Source organism: Erwinia sp. MYb375 (assembly GCF_037479175.1).
GTDB classification, from domain to species: domain Bacteria; phylum Pseudomonadota; class Gammaproteobacteria; order Enterobacterales; family Enterobacteriaceae; genus Erwinia; species Erwinia rhapontici.
Window position 1 is genome coordinate 1,238,086 of record NZ_JBBGZS010000023.1, and the last position, 16,998, is coordinate 1,255,083.

The following is a 16,998-nucleotide window of genomic DNA, read 5'->3' on the forward strand; positions in this document are numbered from 1 at the left end:
ACGTGATTTTCCCCCAGACGAATTAGTGTACTTTTGCCAGATGACGTTGGAACGCCTGGCCGTTACTGTCGAACAGGTAACAGCATTCCACCGGAAGCCGTACCCCAACGGTTTGGCCAACATGAATGGCGGAACGCTCGGCATGCCGCACGACCCAGGGTTCGCCCGCATTGCCGTTGTCCAGATACAGCAGGGTTTCATTGCCCATCTGTTCCACAAACATCACCTCGCCCTGGTATTCGCACTGTTCCACATTGCCACTACGAATATGTTCTGGACGAATACCGATGTTGACGCTGCGGCCCTCCGCCTCGGCCGGGGTGGCGATGGATAACACCAGCGTTTTGCCATTGTCCAGTTCCACCACGCTTTGCTGTTCGCCCGACCGGCGCAGCGTGGCCGGGATCAGATTCATCTTCGGCGAACCGATAAACTGGGCGACAAACTCATTGGCGGGCTGGTCGTACAGCTCAAGCGGCGTTCCCACCTGTTCGATATTGCCCTGATTGAGCACCACGATCCGGTCGGCCAGCGTCATCGCCTCGACCTGATCGTGCGTCACATAAATAATGGTGACACCCAGACGTTTATGCAGGGCAGAGACTTCCATACGCATCTGCACCCGCAGCGAGGCATCAAGGTTGGAGAGCGGCTCATCGAACAGGAACAAGCGCGGTTCGCGCACAATGGCACGCCCGATCGCCACGCGCTGACGCTGGCCACCCGACAAATCTTTTGGCCGTCGCTCGAGCAACGGCTCCAGCTGTAAAATGCGTGCACACTCCCTCACCCGTTGATCAATTTCCGCCTTTGAACAGTGCGCCAGCTCCAGCGCGAAAGCCATATTCTGATAAACACTCATATGCGGATACAGTGCATATGACTGGAAGACCATGCCGATACCGCGTTCGGCCGGGCTGTCGTCATTGGCGTAGTGACCATCGATGTACATGCCCCCACCGCTGATCTCCTCCAGCCCGGCAATCATTCGCAGCAGCGTTGACTTGCCGCAGCCAGAAGGCCCGACGATCACCACAAACTCTCCGCTTTTAATCTGCAAATTCAGCGAACGGATGACCTCCGCCTTCGCGCCATAGCGTTTTTGAATCTTATCCAGCGTTAACTGCGCCATATTCCCCTCCCGGTCCTCGATAAAATGATGCCGGCCAGCCACCGGCATGAATGAAATGACGCTATTTCAGATAGTTGAGCCAGGGCTGTTGGCGAGAGATCATCACATCGACCAGCTCGGGGATCGCACGGCATTGGTTATTCACAGAGTCCACAAGCAGCGCCTGAATCACCAGATCGCGCGAGCCGGCAATAATGGCCTCGGCCGTAAGATCGTGAATGGCAATCTGATTACTGAGCAGCCCACCAATACCCGGTGGGATGTCTACCTGAATACCGTGCACGCCTTTACGGTCAATGATTGCCGGTACTTCTACCGCGATAAATTCGGGCAACTGTTTAATAAACCCACGATTAGGAATGTTGACGGCGGCCTCCTCATAGCCGGAGTCGGTCAGGATGCCCTCCATAATCGACACCACTCTTTCCTTTAATTTAAGCTCGATCTTCGGCTGCACCCCGCCAAGGTAGTTACGGTAGAACGTGTAAAAGTCGAGAATGCCACGATGGTCACTGACCTCACCTGCCCAGCTGATGTATTCGCCAAAGTGGCTATCCACGGTGATAGGCATGCAGTGGAACTTCTCCAGGATCTCTTTGAACAGGGTGCGGTCTGCCCACGGATACGAACTGTCTTTGCCGCCCAGCGCATGACGCTCAGTACTGCCCTCGGTATCCACCAGTTTGCCGTGCTGACGCGTATACGCCAGGATGTCGCTGTAACCCGGCAGGCTGGCGAAATAGTCAGGCGCTTTGGCGCGGACATCGGCATAGGCATCTTTGCCACTGTCTTTGTAACGCGCTTCCAGCAGCACGCTGAAGTGGTTAAGGCCGCCCGCCCGCAGGCTCAGGTTATCGAACGAGGTGTTGAGCATTTCAGGCAGATAGCGCTCCAGTGAGGCAATTTCGTGGCACATGCCAACAAAATTGAGTTCCGGGAAGCGGCGATGAACGGTGGTGCAAATGCGGCTCATGGGATTTGAATAGTTAAAAATCCAGGCATCAGGACAGATGTCAGCCACATCGGCACAAATATCGAGGATCGGAGGAATAATACGCAGCGAATGGAATAACCCCCCCGGCCCCCCATTCTCACCATAAACCTGCTGAATGCCGTACTGCTGCGGGATCTGCCAGTCAAGGTCCCACAGGGCAAAACGGTCGCCCACCTCAATCGAAATGATGACAAATTCGGCCCCGCGCAGTGCCGTGCGACGGTCGGTGGTGGCACTGACGATGAACGGTAAATCTTCTTTTGCCAGAAAGTCTTTCGCAGTCTTTTCGGTCACCGCCAGTGCAACAGGATTAATGTCATGCAGGATGATTTCACTGCCGTACAGCGCACGGCTCTGAAAGATGTCACCTAAGGTGCCGTAGCCAAACTGTGCACTGCCTGCACCCACTAAAACGATTTTTGTAGCCATGTTTACGTCTCCTGACGAGGATAATGTGGGCGTTAGCCCTTAACTGCACCGTTGGTTAATCCACTGACGATGCGTCGCTGGAAGATCAGCACCAGCGCCACAATGGGAAGCGTCACGATCACCGAGGAGGCCATGATGGCTCCCCAGGGAAGTTCAAATTGAGAAGATCCCTGCATCATGCCGATCGCGACAGGCACGGTGCGTTTATCACCGGAAATGACAAACGTCAGGGCGAACATGAATTCATTCCACGCGCCGATAAATGCCAGCAGTCCTGTGGTCACCAGCGACGGCCCCATGATCGGCACGAAAATGCGACGGATGATGGTCCAGGTACTGGCACCGTCGACGATGGCCGCCTCTTCCAGCTCCGTTGGGATAGCCTTCATAAAGGTGGTCAGCACCCAGATGGTGAACGGCAATGAAAAGGTGGTGTAAGAGAGCACCAGCGCGCCAAGCGAGTCATACAACCCCATAAAACGCACCAGCTCAAACATGCCGGACAGCACCGCCACCTGTGGGAACATCGACACGCAGAGAATGGTGAACAGCAAATACTTGCGGCCTGTAAACTGAATGCGCGACAAAGCAAAAGCGGCGGTAATCGACACCAGAAGGCACAGGCCCACGGTCAGCGTTGCCACTACTGCCGAGTTGAAAAGGCTGCGGGCGATGCCGTTATCCATCAGCGCCGTGACATAATTTCCCCAGTTCATTTCATTGGGTAGCCACTCCACGTTGAAGAGATTCTGCCCTGAACGTAGCGACGTGATAATGGCGTAATAAAACGGGAACAGGCAGATCAGACAGGCGAGTGTCGCTGCGGTCAGAATCATTAAACGCCGGGCAAGCTGTTGTTGTTGACGGTTCAGCCTCATGATTTTGCCTCTCCATTGCTGCGGCGGCCCAGCATCACAAAGCAGGCTGCAATCCCGGCCACCATCATGAATACCAGTACCGACGCAGCGGAACCGGACCCCATTTCCTGATAACTCACTAACTGATCGCGTGCGTAACCTGACACCGACACCGTCGCCTCACTGTTGGAGGTCAGGATATAAATCAGATCAAAGACGCGCAGCGCATCCATGACGCGGAAAATCAGCGCCACGATCATCGCCGGCATAATTAAGGGCAGCGTGATGCGACGAAAACGCTGCCACGCGTTGGCACCATCAATCCGTGCCGCTTCGTACAAGTCGCGGGGGATCAGCTGCAGCGCGGCTAACAGCATCAGTGCCATAAACGGCGTGGTTTTCCACACGTCAACGATCACTACCGCCCACATTGAGAGCACCGGGTCCGCCACCCACGCCAGCGGCGTGTTGATCACGCCCATTTTGAGCAGCAGGTCGTTCACCACGCCGTACTGATCGTGAAACATCCAACTCCACATTCTGGCTGACACAATCGTCGGGATCGCCCAGGGCACGAGGATTGCGGTGCGCACCAGCCCCTGCCCGCGAAACTTCTCGTTCATCAACAGCGCCAGCAGCATGCCGAAGACCAGTTCAAGCGATACCGACATCATGCTGAAACGCAGCGTGTTACCCACGGCCATCCACCACAGCGGGTCTGCCAGCACGCCGTAATGATGGCCACCCGCAGCAACGTCAAAATAATTGGAAAAACCGACAAAATGGTAATCGTCAGGCGCATCCAGCATGGCGTCAGTGAAGCTGTAAAACAGCGTACGAAAGAGAGGCCAGCCAGCGACGGCGGCCAGTAACAGTAGCGCAGGCGCCACCAGCAGCCAGGCAATACGGCTGCGGCGCAATTGATAGTTGCGCTTCGCCACCGGTGCGCTGGCGGTGTTGTCAGGAAGGGACAGGGAAGGCGTTTCTTGCTTCATACATCGTACTCCGGACCGTTAATGGGGCATTGGGTTCAACGCCATCCTCTGGCTTTAATTCTCTCCAGCCGCTGCTGTAACCCGGCCACCGCGGTTGCCCCATCAATGTCACCGCGCAACACGTTGTAGGTGGCGTTATAGATCGCTTTAGAGACCTGCGCGTACTGGCGGCGGGTCTGCGTGGCGGGGCGCGGTTTGGCCAGCAAGAAGATGTTTTTGAAGTCAGACAGATAAGGTGCCTGCGCCAGGACCTCAGGATCGTCATACAGCGCGGTGCGTGACGGAGTCCACCCCATCAGCGCCAGGGTTTTCTTCTGTGATTCGGCACTGCTGACGATCTTGAGCAGGGCAATCGCTGCCTGTGGATTTTTGGTATACGCACTGATCGCCCAGTGCCAGCCGCCCATGGCGCTGACCGATGTGCCATCGTCGCTGGCGGGTAACGGCATAACGCCGACCTTGCCACGAATGGCACTGCTGCGGTCTTCTGCCAGCGTATAGGCGTAAGGCCAGTTGCGCATAAACAGGGCATCACCGTTTTGGAAACCCCACCGCGACTCCTCTTCCATATAGCCCAGCGCCCCAGGCGGGACGATTTTACCGATCCACCCTGCGGCCATATCCAATGCCTGCGCAGCGCGCGCGTTGTTGATGGTAATATTGCCTTGAGAATCAATCACACTGCCGCCGTTCTGTGACTCCACCCACTCCAGCGCGTTACAGGTCAGCCCTTCATAGGCTTTGCCCTGAAACACCATTCCCCAGAAATTTTTATGCCCTGATTCGCGTTCACTCTGCTGAATACGCGTGGCAATGCGGGTCAGTTCTGTCCAGGTCACCGGGGGCTTTTCGCCGTATTTAGCCAGTAAGTCTTTGCGGTAAAACAACGCTCCCGCATCCATATAGGCGGGAATCGCTTTCACGCGTCCATTGACCACATCGTTTTGCATCGCGGTGGGGAAAAAGTCATGGCGTATATCGCTAACGCTGTCCGTCAAATCGAGAAGATGTTTGTCCAGCACGCCAATCCAGACGGTATCCGCCTGAAACAGATCAATGGCATCGGAATCTTTCGCGGCAAACAGCTGCTGAAACAACGACAGTTTTTCATTGGAGGCAGGAGGAAGATCGATAAATTTCAGGGTATGGCCCGTTTGAGCCTCAAACTTCTGCTTAATATAGTGACAAAATTGACGGCCTTCCTTGCTTGGCGGACACTCCATGCGCAGGGTATCTGCAGCAGCCAGACCCGATGTCAGGGTCAGTACGGCAAGCACCAGTTCCGGGATCACTCTTCTCATAGCTTGTTCTCAGGTGGGGGCGAGAATATCGTCATAGGAAAAAAAATAGCGAAACCATGACATTGACGGAAATTGATTTTCACCGCTAAGCTATAGAAAAAATCTATAGCATGAAGGGAATATGTGATCGTGGATAAAATTCTTCGTCAGTTTATTGAAGTCGCGATGTTCAAAAATGTGAGTCATGCTGCAAACAAACTTTGCCTTAGCCAGCCCACCGTTACCCATAATATGAAGAAGTTAGAAGAGAGTCTGGGCGTGCAGCTGCTGGAGCGCACGTCAACGGGCGTGAAGACCACCGAATATGGCGACCTTTTGCTGGAGCAGGCACAAATGATGCAGCGGATTTATGAAAATACGCTGACAAAACTAGCGTTTATCAAAGCACGTCAGGTACAAAGCCTGCGTATGGGCACGGGGCATGCCTGGTGGCATCTGTTTATCCGCGACAGCTTCACCGCTTACCGAACGCTGCACCCTACCGTCAATATTCACATCGACCAGGGAAACCATCTCAGGTTGATGGATCTGTTACTGGGGGGGGATATCGATCTGTTTGTCGGGCATGAAATTCAGGGTCTGAATTCGAAGGCGGGGATCAGCTTTGTGCCGCTGTTTAGCGTCACTGACAGCCTGTTTGTCCGGCAGGGTCATCCGCTGAGCAACAGAGTTATCGAACCGGTTGAACTGCAGGACTATCCTTGTGTGGAGCTGACGCCGGATGAGGGTCGCTTTCAGCATATGATGGAAGATATGCAACCGAAAAGGCAGGCAAGAAACCGCATGCATTTAGAAGAGAGGGTGATCTGGTCAACAAACTCCATGATGGCGGCAGTCGACATGATCAACGAGTCGGACGCCGTGATGTTGAGCTATCCGTTATGCATGGCTGACTACTTTTCTCGCCATAAGATTGTTCCCTTGCAAACCACGCAACCCAGTCCACGCTATAACGTCGGCTTTTATTTGATGCGTGAGAAGAGGGACACGGCTCACGTGGTGCAAATGCAGGAACTGATGCAACAGCATCTTGAGCCGATCCGCCACCTGCTGGTTTAACGACGGTGATCGGTTAACCCCGTCAGCGCCTCATACAACGAACGGGAGTTACCCGGGCCGACAACCAGGTGATACTCAGTGCTGTGCTGAGCCGTGTCGACTTCCAGCACGGATTTAATCGCGTCTAACGCTTCTAACGCGTGCCTGTCGAAGCACGCGTTGTCACGAATGGTCACCCTGATGCGACTGGCGCAGTAACTCAGCTTAACGAGATTCTCCGCCCCCCCTAATGCCTTCAGTACACCCGCCGCGAGCTGTTGTTTTTCCATATTTCCTCCTGAGAGCCTTTCATATTTTCTGCTGTAGCATAGGGTTGGCATCTGGCGAAGTGAAATTGATTTATTGCCGAGAGATATAGAGTCCATCTATAACTCGCTTCAACAGCATAGCGCGGTGGATATTTTTCAATGAAAAAAAACAGAACTATCCCCCAGAGAGCAAAAGAAACTAAATCGATTCAGCTTAATATTACTCGTCCTGAATAAAAATAGAGAACATGATTCCTTTTAGCGACGTAAATTTTATTTCACATTTACTTGATCACCCGGAAGTCGCATAATTAAAAAAAACAAAAATACGCATGATAATTAATAATAACTTAGTCAATAAGTCTATTTTTGACATTGCAATCTCAATGTATCCTACTCCACGCGTATTAAAGTAATAACTCATCACCTCTCTATATTTTAGGATTAATCATAGGAGAATTATGTTATGTCCTCTCAAGGATTGAAAACGGCTGTCGCTATTTTTCTTGCAACCACTTTTTCTGCCACATCCTATCAGGCCTGTAGTGCCGGGCCAGATACCGCCCCCACGCTCAACGTTCAGCAATCAAATGCTCTGCCCACATGGTGGAAGCAGGCTGTTTTTTATCAGGTATATCCACGCTCATTTAAAGATACAAATGGGGATGGCATTGGGGATTTAAACGGTATTATTGAGAATTTAGACTATCTGAAGAAACTGGGTATTGATGCGATTTGGATCAATCCACATTACGATTCACCCAATACGGATAATGGTTATGACATCCGGGATTACCGTAAGATAATGAAAGAATACGGTACGATGGAAGACTTTGACCGTCTTATTTCAGAAATGAAGAAACGCAATATGCGTTTGATGATTGATATTGTTATCAACCACACCAGCGATCAGCATGCCTGGTTTGTTCAGAGCAAATCGGGTAAGAACAACCCCTACAGGGACTATTATTTCTGGCGTGACGGTAAGGATGGCCATGCCCCCAATAACTATCCCTCCTTCTTCGGTGGCTCAGCCTGGGAAAAAGACGATAAATCAGGCCAGTACTACCTCCATTACTTTGCCAAACAGCAACCCGACCTCAACTGGGACAATCCCAAAGTCCGTCAAGACCTGTATGACATGCTCCGCTTCTGGTTAGATAAAGGCGTTTCTGGTTTACGCTTTGATACCGTTGCCACCTACTCGAAAATCCCAAACTTCCCTGACCTTAGCCAACAGCAGTTAAAAAATTTCGCCGAGGAATATACTAAAGGTCCTAAAATTCACGACTACGTGAATGAAATGAACAGAGAAGTATTATCCCACTATGATATCGCCACTGCGGGGGAAATATTTGGCGTTCCGCTGGATAAATCGATTAAGTTTTTCGATCGCCGTAGAAATGAATTAAATATAGCGTTTACGTTTGATCTGATCAGACTCGATCGTGATGCTGATGAAAGATGGCGGCGAAAAGACTGGACCCTTTCTCAGTTCCGAAAAATTGTCGATAAGGTTGACCAAACGGCAGGAGAGTATGGGTGGAATGCCTTTTTCTTAGACAATCATGACAATCCCCGCGCGGTTTCTCACTTTGGTGATGATCGACCACAATGGCGCGAGCATGCGGCGAAAGCACTGGCAACATTGACGCTGACCCAGCGTGCAACGCCTTTTATCTACCAGGGTTCAGAACTCGGCATGACCAATTATCCCTTTAAAAAAATCGATGATTTCGATGATGTAGAGGTGAAAGGTTTTTGGCAAGACTACGTTGAAACAGGCAAAGTGAAAGCTGAGGAATTCCTTCAAAACGTACGCCAAACCAGCCGTGATAACAGCAGAACCCCCTTCCAGTGGGATGCAAGCAAAAACGCGGGCTTTACCAGTGGAACCCCCTGGTTAAAAATCAATCCCAATTATAAAGAAATCAACAGCGCAGATCAGATTAACAATCCAAATTCCGTATTTAACTATTATAGAAAGCTGATTAACATTCGCCATGACATCCCTGCCTTGACCTACGGCAGTTATATTGATTTAGACCCTGACAACAATTCAGTCTATGCTTACACCCGAACGCTCGGCGCTGAAAAATATCTTGTGGTCATTAATTTTAAAGAAGAAGTGATGCACTATACCCTGCCTGGTGATTTATCCATTAATAAGGTGATTACTGAAAACAACAGTCACACTATTGTGAATAAAAATGACAGGCAACTCCGTCTTGAACCCTGGCAGTCCGGTATTTATAAACTTAATCCGTAGAAGATCCTCGTGGGGCTACAAGCGTTTGTAGCCCCTTCCAGGCTCAAAAAAGGCCTGGCGACCCGGTTTACTCTGCTGCCCATTCGATTCGGTTCTTGCCCCGTTTTTTCGCTTCATACAGGGCGATATCGACGCGTTTGAGTAAATTATCGACCGTTTCGTCTTCTTTTTTTTGACCGGCGCCGATACTGACAGTAAAGCGTATTTCATCCCGGATGATTAAGTCTCGGGTTCGGGATAGTATCTTTTCCGCCATAACGCTGGCGTCCTGCTGTGATGGCAGTGTCGCTATAACGGCAAACTCTTCACCGCCGATTCTTGACGCGGTAACATTACCGTCATGCAGGCTACTCAACAGGTTACCGAATGCCCTAAGGACCTCATCACCCATATCATGTCCATATTTATCATTGATGTTTTTAAAAAAGTCGATATCAATGATAAAAATATAATTACCTGTATTTTTCAACTCCATAAGAATGTTTCTGAAATACCGTCTGTTTGGCAAATTCGTCAATTCATCACGATAAGAATCAATGCTGGCATCGGCATATTTACCATTGACATATCGCACAATAAAATAGATACCAATCGAAACACAGAGCATCCCGGCCAGCTTGAAGACATCTTCAATATAATAACCCACCCAGCGCGGTTGCTGGATAAATTCATCCATCACATCAAACGCTGCAGAGATAATCCAGATATGCAGGCCCAGGTTAATGCCTCTGCGCAACCTGGCGTTAACCGTTAAACGGTTAAAACTCCATAAGATAAAATTAAGGATTAGCCACTGAATGACGTCCACTATCCAGCCGGAATTTTCGATCCATGAATGACCAATTTTCTTTTCCGGAAAGCTGGCCAGATTAATCATCACCACCAAAAAACATAACACCAGAGAGGATGCCATTGGTAGATAAAGATTTTTTAGTGATTCATTTCTTGTAAAAAGTCCGTCTTCATATTTCACAAATGGCATACTAACCCCTGATACATAGTGAAATGAAAATTATTCTCATATAATTTTTATGCCTAATATTTCATTATTTACATATCCCTGGCGGCTATCACAACATCTCATCTCCTTGTTTTGGCTGGCGTGAAAACATTGTGCTGATCTTCTCGGAACATAACAACTGGCTACCTGAATTTTACCCTGTACCAAAATCCTGCCGCATTCAGAAACAGAATTCCGGCCTGATAAACCCCCTCTTGAACGGAGGGGGAATGAGAAAAGCCCCCTCAGGAAATACTGAGCGGGCTTTTCTCATCAATCTGCACGAAACTTTGTATGATGTTAATGCATTGAGGTGAACGGGAAAGACATCCCTACCGTTACCCTACCGGGAAAAAGGTCAGAATAGCCCGTTAAGAAATGTCATTTTATTCTTTCGCATCAAGCTGAAGATTTTTGCGCACCACCTTATCCAGCAATGACGCAGGGGCGAATCTGAGAATAAAATTCAACTGTCCTGCCAGCGCGCCCGCCGTGTAACGCACCTTCGGGCGTAACGCCTGAGCCGCCTTCACCACCACATCAGCCACAACCTCCGGGCTTTCCGCTGCGTCCATTGCTTTGCTCACCACTTTCGCAAGTTTAGCCCTGATCAGGTCATACTCTTCAAGCTTCGCATCCGGCTCGATGTTATTGGCTTCAAACTGCGTTTTCGTATAGGCCGGTTCGATGACGGACACTCTGATGCCCTGCGTGCGCAGTTCATGATCCAGGGCTCCCGTATACCCTTCGACCGCATGCTTACTGGCAGCATACAGAGCCACGTAGGGCAACGGGACGATACCCAGTATTGAACCGATGTTAATAATCCGCCCACTGCCCTGACGGCGCATGTGAGGGATCACTGCCCGCGTCACCCTGACGATGCCCAGAAAGTTAGTGTCGAAAATGCGCCTGGCCTGTTCGACAGAACTTTCTTCCGCCGCCGCCGGGGCAATCCCGAAGCCCGCATTGTTCACCAGAATATCGATCCGCCCTTCCAGACGCAGCAACTCCTCAATGGCAGCCTCGACAGAAGCGTCGTCCGTGACATCCAGCGTCAATAACGGAAACGGATGCGTTCCCGCCTGGGAGCCACGCCGACTCGTGCCATAGACCGTATAACCCGCGGCTAACAGTTTATGAGCTGACGCTTCGCCGATACCTGAGGAAGCGCCGGTCACCAGTGCTACACGTTTTTTTGTCATGCTGAACAGGACCTTATTCACTAAAGCGTTTTATATCGCTCTGCGGCTTCATCTTGTTTGATGTCCGAAAGCAGAGCCTGGCGCGAGGCATCGAGGGTGTCCCAGCGTGCAGCATGATGCAGTGGTGGGATGGTGACGAGTTCACGGCGATCAAAGCCCACCAGGGCGGCATCCACTAACTCGCCCACTTCCATGAATTTTGACGCATTAGTGATGTCGATCCCCGCACGATCCCAGATTTCCGTGTAAGTGCCGGCAGGGAGCACCGCCTGGACATAAATACCCTTGGATGACAGCTCGACATTCATTCCCTGTGACAGGAAAAGAACAAAAGCTTTGGTTGCGCCGTAAACCGACATAGAAAATTCAGGGGCCAGGCCTACGATAGAACTGATGTTGACGATCGATCCCTCACCCGCTTGCACAAACCGTGGTGTCACGGCACTGGCCAGTCTCGTCAGGGCGGTAACGTTAAGCGCGATAAGGCGTTCTATCGAATCAGGCGTCTGCTCTGTAAAACTGCCGGACTGCGCGATACCCGCGTTATTGATCAGAATGCCAATCTGCGCGTCTTCACGCAGGCGGGCTTCGACCACGGCTAAATCACGCGTTTGCGTGAGGTCAGCAGGTAACACATCGACAGAAATGCCATTTTCCTGCCGCAGACGATCGGCAAGTGTCTCTAACCTTGCTTTGTCGCGTGCAACCAGAACAAGGTCGTGTCCCCGGCGGGCGAACCGCTCAGCATAAACAGCACCAATACCCGTCGAAGCGCCTGTAATAAGAACTGAAGTTTTAGTCATAAGATGATCTTCTTTATTAATGTGTAATCAGAATCCGCAATGTGCGATCCGGGTAGAACCTGGACATCGGCTGCTTTACTTTCTGGTCTCAGCAAGCGACGGGTAATCGGTATATCCCGCTGCGCCACCGCCATACAGCGTGTCAGGGTTGAGTGAGGCCAGAGGTGCACCCGTTTTCAGCCTGTCGACCAGATCCGGGTTAGAAATGAATGGGCGGCCAAACGCGAACAGATCGGCTTTGCCTTGCGTAAGTTGAGCGGACGCCAGCGCCAGGTCATAGCCGTTGTTGCCGATCCAGGTGTTTTTAAAGCGGCGGCGCAGGGAGCCGTAATCGAACGGCGATACATCACGCGGACCGCCCGTCGCGCCTTCAACCACATGGAGATACACGATGCCTAATGCATTGAGTTGATCGGCAACGTAGTCATATTGCGGCTGCGGATCGCTGCATGAAATCGCATTCGCTGGTGAAACCGGTGAAATGCGTACGCCGGTGCGATCAGCGCCGATCTCCTCTTTCACGGCCGCCGTCACTTCTAACAGCAGACGCGCACGATTCTCGACAGAGCCGCCGTACTCATCGGTACGCTGATTGGCACCGTCTTTCAGGAACTGTTCCAGCAGATAGCCATTTGCGCCATGGATCTCGACACCATCAAACCCGGCGGCAATGGCATTGGCCGATGCCTTTCTGAAATCGTCGATAATCCCCTGTATTTCTGGCAACTCGAGCGCACGTGGCTCAGAGACATCAGCAAAACCGTTGTTCACAAAGGTCTTCGTCTCGGCGCGAAGAGCAGACGGTGCGACCGGCGCAGCGCCACCCGGCTGTAAATCGACATGCGAGATACGTCCTACGTGCCATAACTGCACAAATATGCGTCCACCTTTGGCATGAACCGCGTCAGTCACTGTGCGCCAGCCTTCGATTTGCGCTTGCGTATAGATGCCCGGCGTATCCTGATAGCCCTGCGCCTGTGCTGAGATCTGCGTGGCTTCGGTAATCAGTAATCCTGCGGTGGCACGCTGGGCGTAGTAGGTCGCCGCCAGTTCGCTGGGTACCAACCCTGCTGCTGCCCGGTTACGCGTCAGGGGGGCCATCACGAGATGGTTGGCCAGGGTGATGGTCCCCAGCTCGTAGGGTTGAAATAATGTCTGGTTTGTCATGTTTAATCGCCTGCTCAGTGGATGGTCAACGTGTTGATGTAATGATGATGATCGTAATCTATAAAGTCAACTGGTTTGATTATGGTCATCATCAATGTATACTTACCCCCTATTTTTGAAACGGGCAGAAAGTATGAAAGTGTCGAAAGAGCAGGTTCGGGAAAATCGAATGCGCATTGTTGCAACGGCCTCAGAACTTTTTCGTGAGCGCGGTTACGATGGCGTGGGCGTCGCGGAACTGATGTCAGCGGCAGGCTTAACCCACGGAGGCTTCTACAAGCACTTTGGTTCCAAAGCTGATCTGATGGCGGAGGCAATGCGCTGCGGTTTCACGCGATCGGCAGAAAGCACGGCAGGTGTGAACCGGGAAAAATTTATTGAATACTACCTCTCCCGACAACATCGCGATGACATGGGAAAGGGATGTGTGATGTCGGCACTGGGCACCGATACGGCCCGTCAGTCTGAATCCATCAAGGCGACATTTGCGGCCGGGATTGAACGTCAGCTGGCTGTGTTAGGCAATGAAAATAATGGGGACGCCGGATCGCGTGCTGAGCTGATAGACACCATTGCACATCTTGTCGGCGCCCTGGTGCTGTCCCGTGCCTGCCCGGATGATTCGCCGCTTGCTGATGAGATTCTGCAAATTTGCCGCTCGCGAATTTTGGGGTGAGAAAAATCATTCGACGTGTCCCCAGGCTTCAGCAGTGCGTGAAATTTGGCGCGTTCACCGATGATTTTAGCCCCCCACTAATGCTAAGACGGGAAAATATCTGTTGATCTCTGAATACTAGTAAAAAAAACATGTTATTAAAAACAGTATTGACACTATTTTAAAAAACCGTAAATTAGCTCTCAACGGCAGGGAAACACTAGCTTGCTGTTGAAGTAAAATAGTTTTAGTTAAGTAAGAAGTGTGATTTCGATAAAGGCCACGAAGTATTTTTGTATGGGATATCCGGTGTTAAAAGTCAGTATTGCTTATAACTTCGGTGATGCTTTAAGGCCATGCAGTTGATAGATGAAATCACATGATGTTAAAGTGAGTGCGACGATGTAAGGCCATGATACAAAAAGTGATTGATTGCGATCTATTGTTAAGCATTTTGGGTTAGAGAATCGCAATGCAAGTAAGGCCACGCATCAAAAGTAAATATGTCGCAAGGGGAAGTGTACTTGTTTAGACTGCAATGCCTGAGTGTTATTATCAGGGCTGCAGGAAAATTTCAACGGCAAATAGAGGGAGGTTTTTAGGATTAATACCCGATATTATCTGTGGTAAACGTGTACATTTAAAAGCAGTACCATAAGCAGTAATCATTAGTAAGTTCATTAATGTTAAATTTCGAGTCTGTAGTACCTTAAAAGCCCTGACTGCAACGGTCAGGGCTTTTATTGTTTATGCCTCGATGATAATTCTTCGGCTACTCCCCCATCTGCCTGTGTGTGTCGCCAATGCGCAACGGATGAGAAAAGCATCAATAAAATTAACCCTTGCTTAATAAATCAAACCATGTCTATTATAGCGTCATCGGTTTGGAATACAGACCTTATGAAAGCAGTTTTAGTAAAGCAGTCCTCAGTTCAAGCGTTATCCTCAGATACCCTTCTTCATGAGCCTCCTCCTAAGTGCCCCATAAGTAAAACTCTGCAAAACAGGCCATGTTCGCCACTTCAGTGGCTCAAATATGAAAGGAAGTATCTATGTCTAACAAAATGACTGGTTTAGTAAAATGGTTTAACCCTGAAAAAGGTTTCGGCTTCATCACGCCTGAAGACGGTAGCAAGGATGTGTTCGTGCACTTTTCCGCCATCCAGAGCAGCGATTTCAAAACATTAGACGAAGGCCAAAAAGTGGAGTTCTCTATCGAGAACGGCGTGAAAGGCCCGTCAGCTGGTAATGTTGTCGCGCTTTAATTGCCGATAATCCCGCTGACACTTACGGTAGCGATGAAGGCCTGAGCCTGAGCAGATAAGTGACAGTGATAAAAAAACCCGCCTGGTGCGGGTTTTTTTCGTTTTGTCGGATGTCAATCGTCGTCCCCGACGCATCGGGCATGAAATGTCTGAAGTGAGTCTCGATGGGAAGAGACAGACCGTCGTTATCTGTTTCATCCCGCAGCAATGGCCGTGATGGACGACCTGCCGGGATTATTTTACTCGCAGCAGAAACAAGAGCAGCGCGATCAGACAGGCAGTCGCCTGTATACCTCCCAGCGTTGCCACTGCGGGAAATATCATCACAGAACCGAGCCAGGTTGCAGCCGCAGCCGCCCCCATAGTAAGAAAACCTAGCAAAGCGGATGCCAGCCCGGCCTGTTTCCCGAAGGGGCCCATTGTGATTGCCGTGCCCAATGGATTGGCCAGCCCCATGCCCCAGAGAAACATAACCATCGACAGAGTATACCAACCCAACCCCGGAGACTCAGGCCCAATCAACAACAGGACACCACCGAGTAACGCGGTCAGGATACCTCCCGTGGTAATGATTTGCGGGCCATAGCGGTGCGCCAGTCGTGGTGCCGCCATACCCGCGGCGAAGACCACAAATACGGTGGCGGCAAAGTAAAATCCGACGTGTAATGATGATAACCCTATCCCGTTTATCAGAATGGCGGGAGCGGCACCGAATGAGGCAAAAAAACCGCTCATTAGCAGGCTCATCGACAGTGCCGGAAGGATAAATTTCCCATCCACTGCCAGCTTGCCATACGCAACAATAACGCCCGGAAGTGAAAGTGGAACGCGCCTTTCAGCAGGATGCGTTTCTCCCAATGTACTGGCATAAAATACGGCGACAGCAAAGGCAGCAAGACCCACGAGAATGAAGATCGCCCGCCAGCCCAAAGTGGTGGTCAGCACACTGCCCAACAGCGGTGAAAAACCGGGGGCAGCCGCTGTGGCGATCATGGTCAGGGACAGTGCACGTGCCAGTGTTTCACCTTCGAACAAATCACGTGCCATGGCTCGCGCCAGAACTGCCGCGGCACAGACACCTAACGCCTGGATGACGCGTCCGATAATCAGCGTTTCAAGTGAGCCGGCAAGCCCCCCCACGACCGTCCCTACGATAAATATTGAGAGCCCACCCAATATCAGTTTTTTGCGTCCGTAGCGGTCTGCCAGCGGTCCGATCACTAACTGCGCCAAAGCGAAAGTGATAAAAAAGCTGGAGAGTGTAAGACCCAGTTCGCGTGCTGATACCCCTAACTGTTCGCTGATTTCCGGAAACGCGGGGAGAATGATATTTGTGGACAAGGTGCTGATAGCCGAAAGCCCCGCCAGTAAAGCGATAATCTTTCCGGTTAATCTCGGGTTTTCACAGGCCGGATGACCTGCCCCGATCCCCGTCGGGAGGTTTTGCGTCTTCATAGAAAAATTACGTCGAAAAAGACTGACAAATAAATGCGCCTCTTACCCGCCAGAGCGTGAGCATTCCGGCAGGACGATGTTATGCCCCTGTGCTTTTGACCGGTATACGTCATCCTCAGGTTCCTTAATTTCTCAGTCGATCGGGGAAAACCACAAACCATCAC

Annotated in this window: 15 protein-coding genes; 4 read left to right on the forward strand and 11 right to left on the reverse strand. The window is 50.9% G+C overall.

What is annotated here, in order from left to right; all coding sequences use genetic code 11:
* Positions 1-22: 22 nt before the first annotated feature.
* The 5 genes from WH279_RS18595 to WH279_RS18615 all read right to left on the reverse strand — a co-directional run bounded on the left by WH279_RS18595 (position 23) and on the right by WH279_RS18615 (position 5,708).
* Positions 23-1,132, reverse strand: a complete 1,110-nt coding sequence (locus WH279_RS18595) for an ABC transporter ATP-binding protein (RefSeq protein ID WP_339457977.1) — start codon at positions 1,130-1,132, stop codon at positions 23-25.
* 61 nt (positions 1,133-1,193) lie between these two features.
* Positions 1,194-2,555 carry a family 4 glycosyl hydrolase gene (locus WH279_RS18600; RefSeq protein WP_213202073.1) on the reverse strand — a complete coding sequence of 454 codons (1,362 nt, stop codon included), beginning with the start codon at positions 2,553-2,555 and terminating at the stop codon, positions 1,194-1,196.
* Positions 2,556-2,587: 32 nt separating this feature from the next.
* Positions 2,588-3,433 carry a carbohydrate ABC transporter permease gene (locus WH279_RS18605; protein WP_133841661.1) on the reverse strand — a complete coding sequence of 282 codons (846 nt, stop codon included), beginning with the start codon at positions 3,431-3,433 and terminating at the stop codon, positions 2,588-2,590.
* Positions 3,430-4,407, reverse strand: a complete 978-nt coding sequence (locus tag WH279_RS18610; RefSeq protein ID WP_339457978.1) for a carbohydrate ABC transporter permease — start codon at positions 4,405-4,407, stop codon at positions 3,430-3,432. The genes WH279_RS18605 and WH279_RS18610 overlap by 4 nt, the downstream gene beginning before the upstream one ends.
* Before the next feature lie 35 nt (positions 4,408-4,442).
* Positions 4,443-5,708, reverse strand: coding sequence for an ABC transporter substrate-binding protein (locus tag WH279_RS18615; RefSeq protein WP_339457979.1), 1,266 nt, complete (start codon positions 5,706-5,708; stop codon positions 4,443-4,445).
* A gap of 123 nt (positions 5,709-5,831) precedes the next feature.
* Between WH279_RS18615 and WH279_RS18620 the strand changes: the two genes are divergently transcribed.
* The gene (locus tag WH279_RS18620) at positions 5,832-6,767 is read left to right on the forward strand and encodes a LysR family transcriptional regulator (RefSeq protein ID WP_133841658.1); all 936 of its coding nucleotides are present in this window, start codon (positions 5,832-5,834) and stop codon (positions 6,765-6,767) included.
* On the opposite strand, the gene WH279_RS18625 is transcribed toward WH279_RS18620, so the two are convergent.
* The gene (locus WH279_RS18625; protein ID WP_133841657.1) at positions 6,764-7,036 is read right to left on the reverse strand and encodes a PTS transporter subunit EIIB; all 273 of its coding nucleotides are present in this window, start codon (positions 7,034-7,036) and stop codon (positions 6,764-6,766) included. The two genes, WH279_RS18620 and WH279_RS18625, sit on opposite strands and share 4 nt — an antisense overlap.
* Positions 7,037-7,481: 445 nt before the next feature.
* Between WH279_RS18625 and WH279_RS18630 the strand changes: the two genes are divergently transcribed.
* Positions 7,482-9,284 (forward strand): glycoside hydrolase family 13 protein, encoded by a 1,803-nt coding sequence (locus tag WH279_RS18630; protein WP_339457980.1) that lies wholly within the window; start codon positions 7,482-7,484, stop codon positions 9,282-9,284.
* A gap of 67 nt (positions 9,285-9,351) precedes the next feature.
* On the opposite strand, the gene WH279_RS18635 is transcribed toward WH279_RS18630, so the two are convergent.
* The 4 genes from WH279_RS18635 to WH279_RS18650 all read right to left on the reverse strand — a co-directional run bounded on the left by WH279_RS18635 (position 9,352) and on the right by WH279_RS18650 (position 13,459).
* Positions 9,352-10,266 (reverse strand): GGDEF domain-containing protein, encoded by a 915-nt coding sequence (locus WH279_RS18635; RefSeq protein ID WP_339457981.1) that lies wholly within the window; start codon positions 10,264-10,266, stop codon positions 9,352-9,354.
* 404 nt (positions 10,267-10,670) lie between these two features.
* Positions 10,671-11,489 carry an oxidoreductase gene (locus WH279_RS18640; protein WP_339457982.1) on the reverse strand — a complete coding sequence of 273 codons (819 nt, stop codon included), beginning with the start codon at positions 11,487-11,489 and terminating at the stop codon, positions 10,671-10,673.
* A 20-nt stretch (positions 11,490-11,509) separates the two neighbouring features.
* Positions 11,510-12,292: an SDR family NAD(P)-dependent oxidoreductase gene (locus WH279_RS18645; protein ID WP_339457983.1), complete on the reverse strand. Its 783-nt coding sequence runs from the start codon at positions 12,290-12,292 to the stop codon at positions 11,510-11,512.
* A 75-nt stretch (positions 12,293-12,367) separates the two neighbouring features.
* A complete protein-coding gene (locus tag WH279_RS18650) occupies positions 12,368-13,459 on the reverse strand; it encodes an alkene reductase (protein ID WP_339457984.1) in 1,092 nt (363 codons plus the stop codon).
* A 133-nt stretch (positions 13,460-13,592) separates the two neighbouring features.
* On the opposite strand from WH279_RS18650, the gene WH279_RS18655 reads away from it, so the two are divergent.
* Positions 13,593-14,135, forward strand: a complete 543-nt coding sequence (locus WH279_RS18655; RefSeq protein WP_339457985.1) for a TetR/AcrR family transcriptional regulator — start codon at positions 13,593-13,595, stop codon at positions 14,133-14,135.
* 1,031 nt (positions 14,136-15,166) lie between these two features.
* The gene (gene cspE / locus WH279_RS18660) at positions 15,167-15,379 is read left to right on the forward strand and encodes a transcription antiterminator/RNA stability regulator CspE (RefSeq protein WP_339457986.1); all 213 of its coding nucleotides are present in this window, start codon (positions 15,167-15,169) and stop codon (positions 15,377-15,379) included.
* Between the two features lie 234 nt (positions 15,380-15,613).
* On the opposite strand, the gene WH279_RS18665 is transcribed toward cspE, so the two are convergent.
* Positions 15,614-16,834, reverse strand: a complete 1,221-nt coding sequence (locus WH279_RS18665; protein WP_339457987.1) for a Bcr/CflA family efflux MFS transporter — start codon at positions 16,832-16,834, stop codon at positions 15,614-15,616.
* Positions 16,835-16,998 lie beyond the last annotated feature (164 nt).